This is a genomic window from Rhodovulum sp. MB263, assembly GCF_002073975.1.
In the GTDB taxonomy this organism is placed as follows: domain Bacteria; phylum Pseudomonadota; class Alphaproteobacteria; order Rhodobacterales; family Rhodobacteraceae; genus Rhodovulum.
On the sequence record NZ_CP020384.1, the window covers coordinates 2,576,787 to 2,595,350 of the forward strand.

Here is an 18,564-nt window from a genome sequence, read left to right on the forward strand (position 1 = left end):
GGACCAGCCCCAAGACTAGTCCCCCGCCATGCCCGTCTCCACCCGGAAATCCGCCTATCTGACCGGCCTGACCCAAAGCGCGCCCTTCCTTCTGGTGATCGTGCCCTTCGCACTGCTGTTCGGCGTGGTGGCGACCGAGGCCGGATTTGCCCTGCCCGAGGTGATGGGCTTTTCGGTGGTGGTGGTCGCGGGCGCGGCACAGTTCTCGGCGGTACAGCTCATGGCCGAGAACGCCCCTGCAGCCGTCGTCATCCTGACCGCGCTGGCGGTGAACATGCGAATGGCGATGTATTCGGCCTCGCTGACGCCCTATCTCGGGCCCGCGCCGCTCTGGCAGCGCGCCCTTGTGGCCTATGCGCTGTTCGATCAGACCTATGCCGTCGCGCATGCCCGCTTCGAGGCCCGCCCCGAAATGGGCGTGGCCGAGCGGATGGCCTTCTATGCCGGTGCGGTCACCCCGCTGCTGCCCACCTGGTACGGCATGACCCTGGTCGGAGCCCTGGTCGGGCGCAGCATCCCGCCGGAATTCGCGCTGGATTTCGCGCTGCCGATCACCTTCCTCGCGATGGTCGCCCCGGCGCTGCGCACGCCCGCCCATGTCGCGGCCGCAGGCAGCTCGGTCCTGCTGTCGCTGGTCTTCGCCGGGCAGCCCTACAATCTGGGGCTCATCATCGCGGCAGGCGCGGGCATGGCGGTCGGGGCCGAGACCGAACGCCGGATGGGAGCGCGCTAGATGGACTGGAGCATGGCAGAGACCTGGGCGATCATCGTCATACTCGGGGTCGGCACCTTCCTGTTGCGGTTCTCCTTCCTCGGCGCGATGGGCGGGCGGCAGTTGCCGGACTGGCTGCTGCGGCATCTGCGCTACACGCCGGTGGCAGTGCTGCCCGCGCTGGTCGCCCCTGCCGTGGCCTGGCCACAGGCGACCGGCGGCGACCCGGATCCGGCCCGGCTGACGGCGGCCATCGTCACCGTCGCGGTCGGCTGGTGGCGGAAATCGGTGATCGCCGCGATCGGCGCGGGCGCCGCCACGCTTTACGGGCTGCTGTTCCTGCTGGGCTGAGATTTCCGGGCCGGACCGGGCGGCGCGGGCAAACAGCCCCGCGCCAGTCCCGGGCTCCGGGCCTCAGCGGCCCTCGACGATCCCCTCGACCAGCTTGTCGAACCGGGCGCGCTGCTGTTCGCGCAAAAGTTCTTCATGTTCGTCCGGATCGTCATCGTAGATCTTGCGGGTGGTGACCCCGGGCAGCTTGCCGAAGGCCGTCATCACCGCATTCGGCCGCAGCGTATGCGGGATGCTCTCGAAGCCCGGCAGCTGGTTCAGCACGTTGCTCGTCGAGCGGGCGCACATCGCCTTGGGCACCGCGCCATAGCCCTGCACGATACGCAGCGCCTGCTCGGCCAGTTCGGGCGTGACCTGCACGGTCTGCTCGACGACATGATAGGTCTCGCGGGCATGGTAATCGATGTAGAAGTCCAGCATCGTCGGCGTCATGCCATAGATCACGTCATTGCGCTCGGGCGCCATGCGGTGCCACCAGCTTCCGGCCGGATCGAACATGACCCGCTGGCTGGCATTGATCATCAGCGCGGAATGAGCCCCCGCGCCCGAGCGGTTGTTGACCATGGTGTAAAGCGTGATCGAGGGCGGGGCCTTGTCGCGATAGGCGGCGCGGGCGACATCCGCGTCGGGGGCCCAGACGGACTGGGCGCCGCAGCCGAGCAGGAACAGCGGAAGCAGGCAGGCAATCAGAAAACGGAACATTGGCAAAAACCGGGGATGAGCGGCTCGTCCCGGGGCGGGCCCGGGCGCGCGGCAGATGAGGGAAGGACAGGACGGGAATGGCGCGCGGCTCGTCTTCCCGACAGGTGCAATGCACCGGTAGAAGAAGCTGCCATGCCCACGAAGTCCCCTGCCTGTCTGCTGCGCGGCACCCTAGTCGAGCGGCGCGCGGCTGTCACCTCGAAGCCGGGGCAACAGGGCATTCCGGCATCCCGGCGTGGCATTCCGCCCACGCCCGCCTGCACCAGAGGGGCTCAGGCCGCCCCGCTCCGGCGGTAAAGCCAGGCCCCGTCCGACCGCCGCCGCCGGGTCGCGCGGCCGGTCAGGTAGAGGTGATTGAGATGCCCGACCGCCTCGGCCAGCGCGAGCCCGTATTCGGCCGCGCCGATCTCGCGCCGGTAGAGCACGCCGAAACAGTCGCAGGCGGTGCGCTCCCCGGCCAGCGCCTCGAGCAGCCGCGCCAGCACGCCGTGATGGTTCTCGATCAGTTGCACCAGCCGGGTCGGCAGGCCGGTGAAGGGCAGCTTGTGGCCCGGCAGGACCAGATGATCCTCGCGGGCATGGGCGGCAAGCCGGGTACAGCTTTCCAGCCAGCCCGCGACCGGATCGTTCAGGGGTTCGGTGGCATAGACCCCGAGATTGGGCGAGATCGAGGGCAGAAGCTGATCGCCGCCGATCACCAGGCTGTCGTAGCGGCTCCAGAGCGTGACATGGTCGGGCGCATGCCCCTCGCCCAGCCGCACATCCCAGTCGCGCCCGCCCGCGCTGATCCGGTCGCCCTCGGCCAGCGCCCGGAAGCCAAGCGGCATCGGCGCCACCACATCGGCGAAGTTGAACGGCCGTTCGGCCGCGCGCTCGGCCAGTAGTGCGGGATCCATCCCGGCGCCACGGTAGAATTCAAGCGTCTCGGGCCGCGGCCGTGCCTGTTCGTCAAGCGTCAGCATCCGCGCGAACAGCCAGGCGGTGCGGCTGGTCCAGAGCTCGGCCCCGGCCTCGGACTGGAACCAGCCCGCAAGCCCGACATGGTCGGGGTGGTGATGGGTCAGGATCACCCGCCCGACCGGGCGCCCGCCAAGCGGCCCGGCCAGGAGCGCGGCCCAGATCGCGCGGCTGCGGCCGGTCGACAGCCCGGTATCGACCAGCGTCCAGCCCTCCCCGTCATCCAGCGCGAAGACATTGACATGCTTCAGCGGCGAGGGCAGCGGCAGCCGCATCCAGAGCACGCCCTCGGCGATCTCGACCGCCTCGCCCTCGCCGGGCGGGGTCTCGAACGGGGTCCGGACCGGCGCGAAGCGGCCGTCCCTCACGCCGAGAGCGCCGCGTCGGACAAGGCGTAAAGATCGCCTGCGCCCGCGCGGGCCGCCGCCAGCGCCGAGCCATGTTCGGGCAGCATCCGGCGGATGAAGACCCGCGCCAGCACGCTGCGCGGCCCCTCGCCGCCCTCGGCCAGCGCCGCCGACAGGTGCAGATGCGCGCCCAGAACCCGGGCCCAGCCGCGCAGGAAGGGCACCGCCCCGGCAAAGCGGTCGGTCATCTCCTGGCTCAGCATCCATTCGGTCGCATCGCGCAGCGCCTCGGCCGCGGTCCAGAGCTCGCGCGCGAGATCGGGGAAGGCCTCGCGCGCGGCTTCGGCGGTCTGCTCGACCTCTTCCAGCAGGCGCCAGGCGGCCTCGCCGCCATCGCCGAGCTTGCGCCCGACCAGATCCATCGCCTGGATGCCGTTGGTGCCCTCGTAGATCGCCGTCACCCGCACATCGCGCAGATATTGCGCGGCGCCGGTTTCCTCGATGAAGCCCATGCCGCCATGGACCTGCACGCCCTGCTGGGCGACCTCCATGCCGACCTCGGTGCCCCAGGTCTTGGCGATCGGGGTCAGGAAGGCCGCGCGCGCGGTCCAGTCGGGCTCGCCGGTGGCCGCAGCCATGTCGGCCGCCACCGCGCAGGACAGCGCGATGGCCCGGGCCGCGAAGATCTCGGCCTTCATCCCGGCGAGCATCCGGCGCACATCGGCATGACCGATGATCGGCCCGTCCCCCAAGGGCGTCGGCCCCTGCCGGCGCTCGCCCGCATAGGCCAGCGCCTGCTGGAACGCGGCCTCGGCCACACCCACGCCCTGGGCGCCGACCCCGAGCCGGGCATTGTTCATCATCGTGAACATCCCCGCCATGCCCTTGTTGGGCGCGCCCACCATCCAGCCGGTGGCGCCGTCGAAATCCATCAGCGCGGTCGGGCTGCCATGCAGGCCCAGCTTGTGCTCGAGGCTGATGACCTTCACGCCATTGGCAGGTCCAGGACGTCCCTCGGCATCGGGCAGATTGCGCGGCACCAGAAACAGGCTGATCCCTCTGGTGCCCTCGGGCGCGTCGGGCAGCCGCGCCAGCACCAGATGGATCACGTTCTCCATGAAATCCGCATCGCCCCAGGTGATGTAGACCTTCTGGCCGGTGACCGCATAGGTGCCGTCGCCATTGGGCACCGCCCGGGTCTTCAGCGCGCCGACATCCGAGCCGGCCTGCGCCTCGGTCAGGTTCATCGTGCCCGACCACTCCCCCGCGATCAGCTTCGGCAAATACAGCGCCTGGATCTCGTCGCTGGCATGGTGGCACAGCGCCTCGATCTGGCCCTGGGTCAGCAGCGGGTTCAGCTGCAAGGACAGGCAGGCGCCGCTCATCATGTCGTTGACCGCCGTCGACAGGGCCGTCGGCAGCCCCATCCCGCCATGCTCGGCCGGTGCCGACAGCGCCACCCAGCCGCCCTCGGCGATGGCGCGATACCCCTCGGCATAACCGGGCGAGGTCCGGACCACGCCGTTTTCAAGCCGCGCCGGGTGCAGGTCCCCGGGCCGTTGCAGCGGCGCCAGCACCTCGTCGCAGAGCCGCCCCGCGCCGTCGAGGATCGCGGCGGTGACATCGTCCGTGGCTTCGGCGAAACGCTCGGTCGCCACGACATCGGGAAGGCCCGCCACATGCTCGAGAATGAACCGGATTTCCTCCACCGGGGCTCGGTATGCCATGGCTGTCTCCTTTGTCGCCGCTTGCCGGGATCGCTTCGCGGCTGTATCTGACCGCCTGTTTCCTGGGCAGAAGGTAACCGAACGCCTCGTCCCATCAAGCGCAAACGCAACGTAAGGGAACCGCAGATGAGCGCCGAATTGCTGAGACCCGATTCGCAGGGGCTGGCCCGGGCCGCGACCCTGCTGGCCGACGGGCAACTGGTCGCGCTGCCCACGGAAACCGTCTACGGGCTCGGCGCCGATGCCCGCAACGACCGCGCGGTGGCGCAGATCTTCGAGGCCAAGGGACGGCCCCGCTTCAATCCGCTGATCGTGCATCTGCCCGACCTCGCGGCAGCCCGCCGGCTTGCGGTCTTTTCCGACAGCGCGCTGCGGCTGGCCGAGGCGTTCTGGCCCGGTGCGCTGACGCTGGTGCTGCCGCTCCGGCCCGAAGCGGGGCTGTCGCCCCTGGTCAGCGCGGGGCTGCCCACGGTGGCGCTGCGGGTGCCCGACCATCCGGTCGCGCAGGGCGTTCTGTCAGCTTTCGGCGGACCGGTCGCCGCGCCCTCGGCCAATGTCTCGGGGGCAGTCAGCCCGACCCGGTCCGATCACGTGATCGAGGGTCTCGGACAGCGGATCGCGGCAGTGGTCGAGGGCGGCGCCTGTCCGGTCGGCGTGGAATCGACGATCCTAGGCCTACCTGCCGATGATGATGCGGTCCCTGTTCTGCTCAGACCGGGCGGTCTGCCCATCGAGGCGATAGAGGCCTGCCTCGGCCGGCCGCCTGCAGCCCGGGAGGAGAGCGCCGGGATCAGCGCGCCGGGCCAGCTCGGCTCGCATTACGCGCCGGGCGCACGCGTCGTTCTGAACGCCACGACCGCGCCCGAACAGGGCCTCTGGCTGGGCTTCGGCCCCGATTGCGCGGGCGCGGCGCTGAACCTGTCGCCCTCGGGCGATCTGGTCGAGGCCGCGGCCGCGCTGTTCCACGCGCTGCGCCTGCTCGACGCCCGGGTCGCCCCGTCCGGGGTCATCGCCGTCGCTCCCATCCCCGAGCGCGGGCTTGGCCGTGCGATCAATGACCGGCTGCGCCGCGCCGCCGCACCGCGACCGGGCGCGGCCTGACCCGCAGCGCGCGTGAAAGCCGAAAGTGAAAGCCCGCGCGCCCGGCGGTTCAGGCCCGCCCGGCGGCGGAAGACAGCACCAGCGGGTCGACGCCCATGGCCCGCAGCGCGCGTTCCCATTTCTGGGCATCTGCGCCGCCGAAGACCAGCCCGGGCCTGGCATCGCAGGTCAGCCAGCCATTCTGGAGGATCTCGCCCTCGAGCTGCCCCGGCCCCCAGCCGGCATAGCCCAGCGCCAGCAGGGATTCGGAGGGCCCGTCGCCCTGGGCGATGGCCTCGAGAATATCGAGCGTGGCGGTCATGCCGAAATCGGAATCGACCCGCAGCGTGGTATCGCGCTTCGTCCGGTAATCGCCCGAATGCAGCACGAACCCCCGTGCATGCTCGACCGGTCCGCCGAAATGCACGCGGATATCCTGCGCCCCGGGGCTGCGGTCGATCTCGAGCTGATCGAGCAGGTCGGAAAACGATATTTCGCTGAGCGGCTTGTTGACGATGAGCCCCATCGCGCCCTCGTCGGAATGGGCGCAGAGATAGACCACGCTTCGCTCGAAGCGCGGGTCGCCCATGCCGGGCATCGCGATCAGGAGCTTTCCTCCAAGCTGCATCGGGTCCTTTCCATTCGCCTGTCTTGCCCAGCATGTGCCCCCATCCGCGCGGACGCAAGGGCAACGGAAACGAATTCCGGCGGGCTCTCGCCGCTTTGTGATTCCGCGCCGGGCGCGAAGCGCCTATCTTCTGCGCCATGGCAAGATACCTTTTCGCTTCCCGGGCCGTCGCGCTGATGCTCGCGGCCCTTTGCGCGACCGCCGCCCCGGCCCCGGTCGCCGCCGAAACCGCCTCGCGGCAGGACGGCGTTCTGCAGGCAGAGATCCTGCCGGGCTGGCAGACCGAGCGCGGCACCTACATGGCCGGGCTGCATCTGCGCCTGGCCCCGGGCTGGAAGACCTATTGGCGCGCGCCCGGCGATGCCGGCATCCCGCCCAGCTTCGACTGGCGCGGCTCGTCCAATCTGGCGGCGGTGAAACTGCACTGGCCCCGGCCGCGGATCTTCTCGTCGAACGGGATACGCAGCATCGGTTATGTCGAGGACGTGGTGCTGCCGATCGAGCTGACCCCCGCCGATCCGGGACGGCCGATGGAGCTGCGCGCCCGGATCGATCTGGGGGTCTGCCAGGATATCTGCATGCCGATGGAGCTTCAGCTCGACCGGCGGCTGCCCGATGCAAGCCGGGCCGAGCCGATCCGCGCCGCTCTGGCCAGCCGGCCGCTCGACGCCCGCACCGCCCGGGTCGGACGGGTCACCTGCGAGATCGCACCGATTTCCGACGGGCTGCGGCTGACCGCACGGATCGAGGTCCCCCCGCTCGGCGGCAGCGAAGCGGCCGTGTTCGAGCTGCCCGACCCGACGATCTGGGTGGCCCAGAGCGAGATCGCGCGCGAGGGCGGAACGCTGGTCGCGCGTTCGGACATGGTTCCGGCCGATGGCACCCCCTTCGCGCTGGACCGCTCGGCCATCCGGATCACACTGCTGGGCCGGGACCGTGCCATCGACATCCGGGGCTGCGACGCCGCGCACTGATCGCCGCGCGCCGCCCGGAAGCCCCCCTGCCCGGCCGTTTCCCCCGCTGGCGGGTGCGGTCGGCCCCTCCCGGGCGCCGAATGGCCGAGAAAGGGCTCCGGGCAGCGCTCAGACCGGGCGCCAACGCAGCGCCAACCCTTCAACCGGCCAGACATGAGGCGCGATGCGGTCGCGCCATCTCTACCGCCGCTTGTCCTGCCTCACCGCCGCCCCGTGCCCCTCCTGCAGGGAATGCAGGCCCGTCTCTTCCCGTCCTTCAAGCTTTCCCTCAGCCAGCCCGCGGGATGGTTCCGGCCTGCCAGGCCCCGATCGGCGCCTGGCAGATGGCTTGGAGGCGCAGATGCCCCCGCCATCGCGCGCCCGTCCGCCCAACATGCAGAGCGTCATCGGGCGCCCCGTCGCCCCGGTCACGGCCGAAAGCGCCCTGTTCCCTTGTCAGGCGAAGCCTCCCCCGGGCAGTTTCCTCATCCCTCCCCCTCTCGCCCGACCTGTCTGGCAGAGGCGCCCGTCGATCATGGGCCATCTCGTGGCCGTCGTTCATGGGCAATATGTCATGTTCCGCCATGCCCGCATCTCATCAGCCGTTCGGGTGCAGGCCGGCTGACGAGATCCGGGCAGGTTCAGAGAGCGATCAGGGGGCAGGTACGACGCGGCGCGAAGCCGCGACGAGCTTGTCCCATGGGGGCCTCCCTCCCCCGACAGGATCGCGGGATCAAGCCCCGGGATCAGACAGCTAGAGATCCGTCGCGCCGGGCCGCCGCAAGGACCGGGCCAGCACCGCGACCGCCAGTGCTGCCAGCCCGCTCCCGGCAAGAAACAGGATCAGGGCAGCCGCCGCGGGCGACACCCTCCCGAGCGGCGGCAATATGGCCAGCAGTCCCCCGGGCAGCCTTCCGGTCGCCAGAACCGGCAGAAGCGTCGCGGCGAAGACCAGGGCCAGCGCCAGCGCCATGGCGGCAAGCACCGGCAGCGCCCGACGCCCGCGAGGCCCCAGCGCGCGGCGCAACGCCCGCAGCGACAGCCCGACATCCTGCCCGATCGCCAGCAGCGACGGCACCACCAGAAGCACCAGCCCGACCCCGAAACCGAGCCCATAGACCAGCGTGATCACCGTCGGCTTGAGGAACTGCGCCTGCTGCGAGGTCTCGAACAGCAGCGGCGCGAGCCCCAGAACGGTGGTCAGGGTCGTCAGCAGCACCGGCCGCAGCCGGTCGGCCGCGGCATCGACGATGGCCGGCACCAGCGCCCGCCTCTCGGCATATTCATCGACCGTCCCGACCAACACGATGGAATCGTTGATGATGATGCCGGTCATCCCGATCAGCCCGACCACCGAGAACATCGACAGCGGCACATCCCAATGCGCATGCCCCCAGATCGCCCCGACCAGCCCGAAGGGAACGATCGCCATCACCGCCAGCGGCCGGCTCCAGCTCGAGAAGATCCAGGCCAGCACCAGATAGATCCCGACGAGGCACAGCCCGAAGCCCAGCCGCGCATCGGCAAGAAAGTCGCGTTCCTGTTCCGACAGCCCGCCCAGCCGCCAGGACACGCCCAGATCGCGCTCGATCCCGGGCAGGATCGCCTCTTTCAGCTCGGCCGAGATCGCGGCGGCACGCGCCGGGTCGTCCTCGGACAGATCGCCGGTGACCGTGACCACCCGCAGCCCGTTTTCGCGCCGGACCGAGGAAAAGCCGGTGCGGCGCTCGACCGTCACCAGATCGGCCAGCGGCAGGTAGATGCCATCGGGGCTGCGCACCTGCATCCGGTCGAGGAAATCGGCGGTCAGTTCGGCCTCGGGCAGCTCGACCCGGATCGTGGCCGAGCGCGGGCCCTCGGGATAGGTCGCGGCCTCGATCCCGTTGATGCGGTGCCGCAGCACCCGGCCCAGATCCTCGATGGTGACCCCCAGCGCCGCGCCCTGGGCGGTCAGCTCCAGCACCGCCTCTTCCTTGTCATAGGCCAGGCTGTCCTCCAGCGCCGAGACCTCGCCAAAACGTGCGAGTTCGGTCTTCAGCCTCTCGGCCGCGGCCTTAAGCACCCGCGCCTCGGCGCCGAAGAACTGGACATCGAGCGCATCGCCCCCCGGCCCGGCCCTCCAGCTGCGAAAACTGAGGCTTTCCACCTTGGGATGGGGCCGCACCTCGTCCTGAAGCGCGCGCACGAAGTCGAAGGAGGAATAGGGCCGGGCATCGGCATCGATCAGCTCGAGCGAGATCGCGCCCAAGAGATCCGGGTCCTTGATCTCGGCCCCGGCCAGCCCGCGCCCGGCATTGCCGCCGATCTCGGCCAGCGCATAGGTCACCGGATCGGTGCCGTATCGGGCCGCATAGCGCGCGCCGACCGCCCCGGCCGCGCGCTGCAGCTCGGCCATCATCGCGGCGGTATCGGCGCGCCCGGCACCCGAGAGCATCATGAAATTGCCGCTGACCGAGCGCTCTTCGGGGGCGTTGAAGAAGCGCCAGGGCACGTCGCCCCGGATCACCGCCGCCACCTGCAGCGCCAGCAGCAGCAGGCAGCCCGCCATCACCGGATAGCGGCCCCGGATCACCAGCCGCATCAGCCGCCGGAACGGGCCCTCGCGGAACCACAGGAAACCCCGGTTGAACTGGCGCGACGGCCAGTCGTACCAATGCTCCTTCGCCGAATGCGTCAGCGCATGGACCATGTGATTGGGCAGGATCAGGAAGCATTCCAGCAGCGAGGCGGTCAGCACCGCGATCACGGTGAAGGGAATATCGGCGATCAGATGCCCCATGCGCCCGCCGATCACCACCAGCGCATAGAAGGCGATGATGGTGGTCAGCGTCGCCGAGAAGACCGGCGCGGCCATCCGGCGGGCGGCATTCTCGGCGGCCAGGACCGGCGGCTCGCCCAGATGGCGGGCGCGGAAATCGGCATGCTCGCCCACCACGATGGCATCGTCAACCACGATCCCGAGGGTGATGATCAGCGCGAAGAGCGAGATCATGTTGATGGTGATCCCGGCCGCGAACATCAGCGCGGCGGTGGCCAGCATCGCGACCGGAATGCCCGCCGCCACCCAGAAGGCGGTGCGCGCATTGAGAAAGAGGAACAGAAGCCCCAGCACCAGCCCGAGCCCCATCAGCCCGTTGCCAAGCAGGATGTCGAGCCGCCCGGCGATGTAATCGGCCTGGGTCTGGATCAGATCGATATGCACGCCCGCGGGCAGCGACGGCGTCATCCCGGCCACAACGGCCCGCACCCCGGCCTCCATCTCGATGGCATCGCCCCGGTCCGAGCGGTCGATCCGAAGCGCGATCGCCGGGTGGGGGCCGACGAAATAGGCCCGTTCGCGGTCGGCGCCCTCGACCCGGATCTCGGCCAGATCGCCCACGGTCAGCTTGGAGCCGTCCGGATAGGAGCGCAGGACGATGCCGGCGATGCTGGCCGCACTGCGCTTCTCGATTCCGGTCCGGACCCTCGTATTGCCGCCCGAGACATCGCCCGCAGGCGCGGTCTCGGCCTCGGCGGCCAAAGCGGCCGCGATCTCGGCCATGGTGATGTCATGGCGCATGAGCTCGATCGAGGGCACCTCGACCAGCGTCTCGGGAGCGGCGAGGCCGCGGATCGTGCTGCGGGTGATGCCCGCCGCAAACAGCCGGTCGACCAGCTCGTCGGCGAGCCGCCCGAGCTGGTCCACCGCGACCGGCCCGGTGATCACCACATCGGTCACCCGGTCGCGCCAGGCGCCGCGCGTCACCTCGGGTTCCTCTGTCTCGGCAGGCAGGTCGGTCTCGGCATCGACCGCGGCCTGCACGTCATTGGTGGCGCGGGCCATGTCCCAGCCGGGTTCGAAATCGAGGGTGATGGTCGCACGCCCCTCGAGCGATTGCGAGGTGGTCTCTTCCACCCCTTCGACCGCGCGGAGTTCCGGTTCCAGGAGTTGCACGATCCCGGCATCGACCTCTTCGGGCCCCGCGCCCTCCCAGACCACCGAGACCGAGACCGTCTCGACGATCACGTCGGGAAAGAACTGAGCACGCATCCGCGGCGCGGCAAAGAGGCCGGCCACGATCAGCAGCAGCAATAGCAGGTTCGCCGCCGTCCGGTGGCGGGTGAAATAGGACAGAAGCCCGCCCGCGGCGCTCGCGACCCGCCCCGGCACCGGCCTAGCCCCCCATCCGGGTTTCGAGCCGTTCGACCAGTTGCGCGGGCACAAGCGGCTGGTCGAGCTGGGCGCGGATCCGGGCGCGGGCCTCTTGCGGCAGGGCCGGGCTGGTCTCGACGAAGGCGATCAGCGCGGCGCGGCGTTCGGGGCTGAGCGCGACCGTCGCCTCTGTCCTGTCCTCAGGTTCGGCGGCGGCGCCGGGGCGCAGCGGGCGCACCCTGATCCCCGCGCCCAGAAGCGGCGAGCGCTCGGCCACAGCCTCGCGCCCCTCAAGCTCCGGCGCGCGGATGATCACCCGGTCGCCCTCGCGGCGCAACAGCGTCACCGGCACCGCCTCCAGCCGGTCCCCGGCATCCAGCACCAGGATCTCGCCCGCCGCGTCAAGCGCGCCCGCAGGCAGGACCATGACATCCCCGAGCGCGGGCTCCTCGACCCGGAGGGTCACGAAATCGCCCGGCCGAAAGCCCGGGGCGTCGTCCAGCCGGGCATAGACCAGCCGCCCGACCTGGCCATCTGGCACCGCCCCGCTTTCGCGCGACAGCACCCCCCATGCGGTCAGGTTGGCCCCGTAGACATCGAGCGTCACCGTCACCGGCAGCGGCCGCAACGCGCCCCTGTCGTCGAGCAGGCGGCTGAACTCGGCGGTCGAGACCCGCACTCCGGCCTCGAGCGCAGAGACATCGATCAGATCGGCCACCCGTTCATTGGCCGCGACCAGCCCGCCCTCGACCAGGCTCACATCGATCAGCGTGCCGGAAAAGGCCGCGGAAAGCTCGGTATCGGCCAGCGCGCGCTCGGCATCGGCCAGCGCGATCCGGGCACGGGCCAGCCCGGTCGTAGCGGTCTCGAGCCCGATCTCGGCCTGGGCCAGCGCCTGGCGCCGGGACACCACCGCCTGATCGGCGGCGGCGGCGGTCAGCTCGGCCTCTTCGACCGCGGCATCGGTGCCGACCCCGCGCCCGCGCAGATCCTTCTGGCGCCCCAGCGCCTTCTGCCGCAACCCGGCCTGCAGCTCGGTCGCGGCCAGCTCGTCATGGGCCAGCTCCAGCCGCCGCTTCGCGTCGCCCAGATCGGCCTCGGCCTGGCTCAGATCGGCCCGCGCCAGATCCCGGGCCGAGGTCGCATCGGCCGGATCGACCCGAAGCAGCAGATCGCCCGCCGCGACCCGCCCGCCCTCCTCGAAAGCGGGATGCAGATAGACCACCCGGCCGCTGGCCTCGGCCCGCAGCTCGAGGCTGCGGCGCGAGCGGATCTCGCCGAAGGCGGTCAGCTCGGGCGTCATGGTCCGGGGGCGCAGCGGGACGACATTGACCGAGAAGACCCGCTCGGCCGTGGGCGGCGCCTTGGGCCGGTCGGCCAGACGCGTCTCGATGGCCGAACGCAGCGTCCCCGCCGCATAGGCCAGAAGCCCAAGCGTCACGGCCAGCAGGAACAGCCCCGTGAGGCTGCGGCGGAGGAAACGCATCGAACCGTCCTTTCCCGTCGCATCGGGTCGCAAGGCCACAGGTCGCGGCACCCGAGGTCGCGGCGCCCGGCGTCAGTTCCGCCGGGACATTCGCGACGGGGTGCGCATTCCCTACGTCGGGTACACCTATTTCCGTCGCCGGTGTTCGTCGAGTCGCGGAAAGATCTCGACGAAATTGCAGGGCGGGTGGCGATAGTCGAGCTGATGCACCAGGATCTCGTCCCAGGCGTCCTTGCAGGCGCCGGTACTGCCGGGCAGCGCGAACAGATAGGTGCCCTGGGCGACGCCGCCCGTGGCGCGGCTCTGGACCGCCGAGGTGCCGATCTTGCCGAAGGAGACCAGCGTGAACAGCGTCCCGAAGGCCTCGATCTCCTTCTCGTAGACATCGCGATGGGCCTCGACGGTGACATCGCGCCCGGTCAGCCCGGTGCCCCCGGTCGAGATCACCACGTCGATTTCGGGATCGGCGCACCAGGCGCGAAGCTGGGCCGCGATCTCGGCACGCTCGTCCTTCAGGATCCTGCGGTCGGCGAGGATATGGCCTGCCGCCGCGATCCGGTCGGCCAGCGTCCGGCCCGAGCGGTCCTCGTCAAGGCTGCGGGTATCCGAGACGGTGAGAACCGCGATCCGGACCGGCACAAAGGCCTTGCTCTCGTCGATGCCTGCCATGGTCATCCCTTTTGCAGAAGCGCCAGCCGCACCGCCAGCGCCGTGAAGATTGTCGCCGAAACGAGGCCGAGCCCGCGCTGCATCGCGCGCGAGCCCCCCAGAAGCCGCCGCGCCTGCCCGGCGAAAAGCCCGACCGCGCCATTGACCAGCAGCCCGCCAAGCGACAGCACGGCCCCGAGGATCAGGAATTGCGCCAGCACCGCGCCGCGCTCGACCACCACGAATTGCGGCAGGAAGGCCAGCACGAAGAGGATCACCTTGGGATTGGTCAGATTGACCGTCAGCCCCTCGCGGAAGGCCCGACGCGGAGAGACGGCGGGCAGATCCGGGGCCAGCGCGCCATGACGGACCGCCCGCCAGGCCAGCCAGAGCAGATAGGCGACGCCCGCCCAGCGGATCGCCTCGAAAGCGCCCGGCACCGCCGCAACCACCGCGCCAAGACCAAGCCCGGCCAGCGTGACATGGACGAAACCGCCCAGCGCGATGCCGAGATCGGCCGCCAGCGCCGCGCGCGGGCCGCCCCGCAGCCCCTGCCCCAGACAGAACATCATGTCGGCCCCGGGCGTCAGGTTCAGCGCCAGTGCCGCCGGCACGAAGGCCGCGAGCGTCAGAAGATCGACCGGCCCCATCAGCCCCCCCTCAACCGCGTCTGCAGCATCAGCAGATCGTGCCAGGCATCGCGCTTGGCCAGCTGGGTGCGCAGCAGATAGGCCGGGTGGAACATCGGCAACGCAGGCCGGCCCAGCGCCTCGACCCAGTGGCCGCGCAGCCGGGTGATGCCCTTCCGGCCCAGAAGCGCACCGCAGGAATGGTTGCCCATCAGGACCAGGATGTCGGGATCGGCAAGCGCCACATGGCGCTCGAGGAAGGGCAGCATCATCGCGACCTCGCCGGCTTCGGGGTCGCGGTTCTGCGGCGGCCGCCATGGCAGGACATTGGTGATGTAGAGCGCGCGATCGGCCGCCGGATCGTTCCGCCCCAGCCCGATATACCCGAACATCTGATCGAGCAGATGCCCGGCGCGGCCGACGAAGGGCTTGCCCTGCAGGTCTTCCTCGCGGCCCGGCGCCTCGCCAATCACCATCACCCGCGCCTTCGGGTTGCCATCGGAAAAGACGAGATTCCGCGCGCCCTTCTTCAGCTCGCAGAGCTCATAGGCCGCCATCGCCGCCGCCAGCCCCTCGCGATCGGTGGCCGCGTCCGCCGCCGCGCGCGCCACCGCCACCGGATCGACCGGCGCGGGCCGGGCGGGCGGCCGGGGCGCGGACGCGACAGGACGCGCCGCCGCCGGAGTCGCCGCCGGAGCAGGGCGCGGCGCCTCGTAACGGTTCACGGGGGCGTCGCAGATCGCCTCGGTCGCGCCGAGATCGACCTGCCAGGCCAGAAGCGCCAGCGCCTCATGCGGGGTCAGTGCGGGGTCCATGGCGCCTAGGCTATGCTGCCGCAGAGGCCTCGGCAATGCCTCCCTTGCCCCTGCCGCCCCCCGTTTCTATAAGCGGGCCAATCAGGTCGGAGGCTCCATGGAATTTCGCGCGCGTCACCTGCTTGGCATCGAGCATCTCAGCCCCTGGGACATCCGCATCATCCTCGACCTGGCGGAAAGCTATGTCGATCTCAGCCGCGGCGCCACCAAACATGCCGATGTGCTGGCGGGGCTCACCCAGATCAACATGTTCTTCGAGGCCTCGACCCGAACCCAGTCGAGCTTCGAGATCGCCGGAAAGCGCCTCGGCGCCGATGTGATGAACATGGCGATGCAGGCCAGTTCGATCAAAAAGGGCGAGACGCTGATCGACACGGCGCTGACCCTGAACGCGATGCATCCCGATCTGCTGGTAGTGCGCCATCCGCATTCGGGCGCGGTCGATCTGCTGGCCCAGAAGGTCAATTGCGCGGTGATCAATGCCGGCGACGGCCGGCACGAGCATCCGACCCAGGCGCTGCTCGACGCGCTGACGATCCGCCGCGCCAAGGGCCGGATCCAGCGCCTGACGGTCGCGATCTGCGGCGACATCGCCCATAGCCGGGTCGCGCGGTCGAACATGCTGCTCCTGGGCAAGATGGAGAACCGGGTGCGGCTGATCGGGCCGCCTACGCTCATTCCCTCGGGCGCGGCCGATATGGGTGTCGAGATCTATGACGACATGAAAGAGGGCCTCGAGGGCGCCGATGTGGTGATGATGCTCAGGCTGCAGAAAGAGCGCATGGATGGCGGCTTCATCCCCTCGGAACGCGAGTATTACCACCGCTTCGGGCTCGATGCCGAGAAGCTGGCCTATGCGAAGGAAGATGCCATCGTCATGCATCCGGGGCCGATGAACCGCGGCGTCGAGATCGACGGCACGCTGGCCGACGACATCAACCGCTCGGTGATCCAGGATCAGGTCGAGATGGGGGTCGCGGTCCGGATGGCCTGCATGGACCTGCTGGCACGGAACCAGCGCGCGGCCCGGGCGGCCGGGGAGCCCACCCATGTTTGATCCCAGGACCGAGGCTCCGCTGGAAGAGGGCGAAGCCGTCAGGGTGACGTTCCGGGCCGACCGGGGGGCCTATATCAAGGCCCATGCGATCATCGCCGTGCTGGCCGGGATCGGCGCGACCGTCCTGCTGGCCGCGACCGGCAACCCCTACCCCTGGGCCGGGATCGTCGCGGCGGTGCTGGCGATCGCGATCCGGGGCGCCTTCCTGATGAGCGAAGAGCTCGGCGCGCGCTGGGTGCTGACCGACCGCGCCCTGCTGGGGCCCGGCGGGCGGCGGGTGCGGCTCTCGAGCATCGACAGGGTCCGCATCATCGGCGCGGCGACGCAGGTCGTCACGCTGGGCGGCGACAAGCATCTGATCAAGTTTCTCGCAGATCCGGCGGGCGTGAAGGCCCGGATCGACACGGCGAGGCTGGCCACGGGAGGGCCGGAGGCATGAGAACCGTCTTTTCCAATGCCCGCCTGATCGACCCCGAGGCGGGGACAGACCGCGTGGGCTGGCTGCTTTCGGGCGGCGGCACGATCCTCGACAAGGGCCATGACGCGGCCCCCGATTGCGACCGGGTCATCGACTGCAAGGGCGCCTGTCTCGCCCCGGGCATCGTCGATATCGGCGTCAAGGTCTGCGAGCCGGGCGAACGCCACAAGGAAAGCTTCCGCTCGGCCGGGCTGGCGGCGGCGGCGGGCGGCGTGACCACCATGGTCATCCGCCCCGATACCCTGCCCGCCATCGACACCCCCGAGGTGCTGGAATTCGTCAGCCGCCGTGCGCGCGAGGTCTCGCCGGTCCGGATCAAGCCGATGGCAGCGCTGACCAAGGGCCGCGAGGGCCGCGAGATGGTCGAGATCGGCTTCCTGCTCGATGCCGGCGCCGTGGCCTTCACCGATGGCGACCATGTCGTCACCGACAGCAAGGTGCTGAGCCGGGCGATGAGCTATGCCCGCTCGCTGGGCGCACTGGTGATGGCGCATCCGCAGGATCCGGGCCTGTCGGCGGGCGCCGCCGCGACCTCGGGCAAGTTCGCCTCGCTGCGCGGGCTGCCCTCGGTGCCCGCCCTGGCCGAGCGTATGGGCTTCGACCGCGACATGGGCCTCGTCGAGCTGACCGGCGTGCGCTACCATGCCGACCAGATCACCACCGCCCGCGCCCTGCCCGCGCTGGACCGCGCCAAGGCCAATGGCCGCGACGTGACGGCGGGCGTCTCGATCCATCACCTGACGCTGAACGAATTCGACGTCGGCGATTACCGCACCTTCTTCAAGGTCAAGCCGCCGCTTAGGGCCGAGACCGACCGGGTCGCGCTGGTCGAGGCCGTGGCCTCGGGGCTGATCGACGTGATCTCGTCCATGCACACGCCGCAGGACGAGGAATCCAAGCGTCTTCCCTATGAAGAGGCCGCCTCGGGCGCGGTCGGGCTGGAAACCATCCTGCCGGCGGCGATGCGGCTTTATCATGCCGGGGCGATCACCCTGCCCCAGCTCTGGCGCGCGCTGGCGCTGAACCCCTCGGCGCGGCTCGGCCTGCCGACCGGGCGGCTGACGGCGGGAGCCCCGGCCGATCTGGTGCTGTTCGATCCCGATGCGCCCTTTGTGCTGGACCGCTTCGCGCTGAAATCGAAATCGAAGAACACGCCGTTCGACGGCGCCCGGATGGAAGGCCGCGTGCTCGGCACCTGGGTCGCCGGAACCTGCGTCCACGGCGGAGACTGACCCGATGCCGATGATCGACACCCCCCTCCTGCTGCTGGCGCTTTTCGGGCTCTGCGGCTACCTGCTGGGGGCGGTTCCCTTCGGCATCGTCATGGCGCGGCTCTTCGGGCTGGGCGATCTGAGAAAAATCGGCTCGGGCAATATCGGCGCGACCAATGTGCTGCGCACCGGCAACAGGCTGGCGGCCTTCCTGACGCTGGTGCTCGATGCAGGCAAGGGCGGCATCGCGGTGCTGATCGCGCGGGCGCTGGCGGGCGAGGATGCGGCCCAGATCGCGGGCGGCGCGGCCTTCCTGGGCCATCTCTTCCCGGTCTATCTGGGCTTTCGAGGCGGCAAGGGGGTCGCGACCTTCCTCGGCACGCTCCTGGCGCTGGCCTGGCCGGTCGGGCTTGCCGCCTGTGCCACCTGGGCGGCCTTTGCGGCCGCCTTCCGCTATTCCTCGCTTTCGGCGCTGGCCGCCGCGGCGCTGGCGCCGGTCTGGGCGATCCTGCTGGGCCGGAGCGAAACCGTGCTGCTGGGGGCGGTGCTGGCGGTGCTGATCTTCATCCGCCACCACGCCAACATCCGCCGCCTGCTGACCGGAACCGAGCCGAAGATCGGCCGCAAGACCGGCTGAGGCCCCGCCTAAGC

17 protein-coding genes are annotated in these 18,564 nt (G+C 70.2%); 8 read left to right on the forward strand and 9 right to left on the reverse strand.

Going from position 1 to position 18,564, the window contains the following annotated elements; genetic code table 11:
- Positions 1-28 precede the first annotated feature (28 nt).
- Positions 29-733: an AzlC family ABC transporter permease gene (locus B5V46_RS12050; protein ID WP_080616829.1), complete on the forward strand. Its 705-nt coding sequence runs from the start codon at positions 29-31 to the stop codon at positions 731-733.
- 12 nt (positions 734-745) lie between these two features.
- The gene (locus tag B5V46_RS12055; RefSeq protein WP_231119106.1) at positions 746-1,063 is read left to right on the forward strand and encodes an AzlD domain-containing protein; all 318 of its coding nucleotides are present in this window, start codon (positions 746-748) and stop codon (positions 1,061-1,063) included.
- 63 nt (positions 1,064-1,126) lie between these two features.
- Here B5V46_RS12055 and B5V46_RS12060 read toward each other — a convergent pair whose 3' ends face one another.
- The 3 genes from B5V46_RS12060 to B5V46_RS12070 form a co-directional block, all read right to left on the reverse strand.
- Positions 1,127-1,765: a hypothetical protein gene (locus B5V46_RS12060; RefSeq protein ID WP_080616831.1), complete on the reverse strand. Its 639-nt coding sequence runs from the start codon at positions 1,763-1,765 to the stop codon at positions 1,127-1,129.
- Positions 1,766-2,037: 272 nt separating this feature from the next.
- Positions 2,038-3,090, reverse strand: coding sequence for an MBL fold metallo-hydrolase (locus B5V46_RS12065; RefSeq protein WP_231119107.1), 1,053 nt, complete (start codon positions 3,088-3,090; stop codon positions 2,038-2,040).
- On the reverse strand, positions 3,087-4,796 hold the full coding sequence (locus B5V46_RS12070; RefSeq protein WP_080616832.1) for an acyl-CoA dehydrogenase: 1,710 nt from the start codon (positions 4,794-4,796) through the stop codon (positions 3,087-3,089). The genes B5V46_RS12065 and B5V46_RS12070 overlap by 4 nt, the downstream gene beginning before the upstream one ends.
- Before the next feature lie 126 nt (positions 4,797-4,922).
- Between B5V46_RS12070 and B5V46_RS12075 the strand changes: the two genes are divergently transcribed.
- The gene (locus B5V46_RS12075; protein WP_080616833.1) at positions 4,923-5,897 is read left to right on the forward strand and encodes an L-threonylcarbamoyladenylate synthase; all 975 of its coding nucleotides are present in this window, start codon (positions 4,923-4,925) and stop codon (positions 5,895-5,897) included.
- A gap of 49 nt (positions 5,898-5,946) precedes the next feature.
- Here B5V46_RS12075 and B5V46_RS12080 read toward each other — a convergent pair whose 3' ends face one another.
- Positions 5,947-6,504 (reverse strand): YqgE/AlgH family protein, encoded by a 558-nt coding sequence (locus tag B5V46_RS12080; protein ID WP_080616834.1) that lies wholly within the window; start codon positions 6,502-6,504, stop codon positions 5,947-5,949.
- Positions 6,505-6,641: 137 nt separating this feature from the next.
- Between B5V46_RS12080 and B5V46_RS12085 the strand changes: the two genes are divergently transcribed.
- On the forward strand, positions 6,642-7,478 hold the full coding sequence (locus B5V46_RS12085; protein WP_080616835.1) for a protein-disulfide reductase DsbD domain-containing protein: 837 nt from the start codon (positions 6,642-6,644) through the stop codon (positions 7,476-7,478).
- 733 nt (positions 7,479-8,211) lie between these two features.
- Here the strand turns inward: B5V46_RS12085 and B5V46_RS12095 are convergent.
- The 5 genes from B5V46_RS12095 to B5V46_RS12115 all read right to left on the reverse strand — a co-directional run bounded on the left by B5V46_RS12095 (position 8,212) and on the right by B5V46_RS12115 (position 15,167).
- On the reverse strand, positions 8,212-11,607 hold the full coding sequence (locus tag B5V46_RS12095) for an efflux RND transporter permease subunit (RefSeq protein ID WP_080616837.1): 3,396 nt from the start codon (positions 11,605-11,607) through the stop codon (positions 8,212-8,214).
- Between the two features lie 4 nt (positions 11,608-11,611).
- Positions 11,612-13,075, reverse strand: a complete 1,464-nt coding sequence (locus tag B5V46_RS12100; protein ID WP_080616838.1) for an efflux RND transporter periplasmic adaptor subunit — start codon at positions 13,073-13,075, stop codon at positions 11,612-11,614.
- 126 nt (positions 13,076-13,201) lie between these two features.
- Entirely contained in the window at positions 13,202-13,744 is a 543-nt protein-coding gene (gene moaB / locus B5V46_RS12105; RefSeq protein WP_080616839.1) for a molybdenum cofactor biosynthesis protein B, read from the reverse strand.
- A gap of 2 nt (positions 13,745-13,746) precedes the next feature.
- Positions 13,747-14,373, reverse strand: a complete 627-nt coding sequence (locus B5V46_RS12110; RefSeq protein ID WP_080616840.1) for a LysE family translocator — start codon at positions 14,371-14,373, stop codon at positions 13,747-13,749.
- Complete coding sequence (locus tag B5V46_RS12115) at positions 14,373-15,167, reverse strand: uracil-DNA glycosylase family protein (protein ID WP_080616841.1); 795 nt, start codon at positions 15,165-15,167, stop codon at positions 14,373-14,375. Before B5V46_RS12115 ends, B5V46_RS12110 begins: the two co-directional genes overlap by 1 nt.
- Positions 15,168-15,264: 97 nt before the next feature.
- Between B5V46_RS12115 and B5V46_RS12120 the strand changes: the two genes are divergently transcribed.
- Genes B5V46_RS12120 through plsY form a run of 4 tightly spaced genes read left to right on the forward strand, consistent with a single transcriptional unit; the run spans position 15,265 to position 18,550 of the window.
- Positions 15,265-16,224: an aspartate carbamoyltransferase catalytic subunit gene (locus tag B5V46_RS12120; RefSeq protein ID WP_080616842.1), complete on the forward strand. Its 960-nt coding sequence runs from the start codon at positions 15,265-15,267 to the stop codon at positions 16,222-16,224.
- Entirely contained in the window at positions 16,217-16,663 is a 447-nt protein-coding gene (locus tag B5V46_RS12125) for a hypothetical protein (RefSeq protein WP_080616843.1), read from the forward strand. The genes B5V46_RS12120 and B5V46_RS12125 overlap by 8 nt, the downstream gene beginning before the upstream one ends.
- Positions 16,660-17,934 carry a dihydroorotase gene (pyrC, locus tag B5V46_RS12130; protein ID WP_080616844.1) on the forward strand — a complete coding sequence of 425 codons (1,275 nt, stop codon included), beginning with the start codon at positions 16,660-16,662 and terminating at the stop codon, positions 17,932-17,934. Before B5V46_RS12125 ends, pyrC begins: the two co-directional genes overlap by 4 nt.
- Positions 17,935-17,938: 4 nt before the next feature.
- Positions 17,939-18,550 carry a glycerol-3-phosphate 1-O-acyltransferase PlsY gene (gene plsY / locus B5V46_RS12135; protein WP_080616845.1) on the forward strand — a complete coding sequence of 204 codons (612 nt, stop codon included), beginning with the start codon at positions 17,939-17,941 and terminating at the stop codon, positions 18,548-18,550.
- The last annotated feature ends 14 nt before the right edge of the window (positions 18,551-18,564 follow it).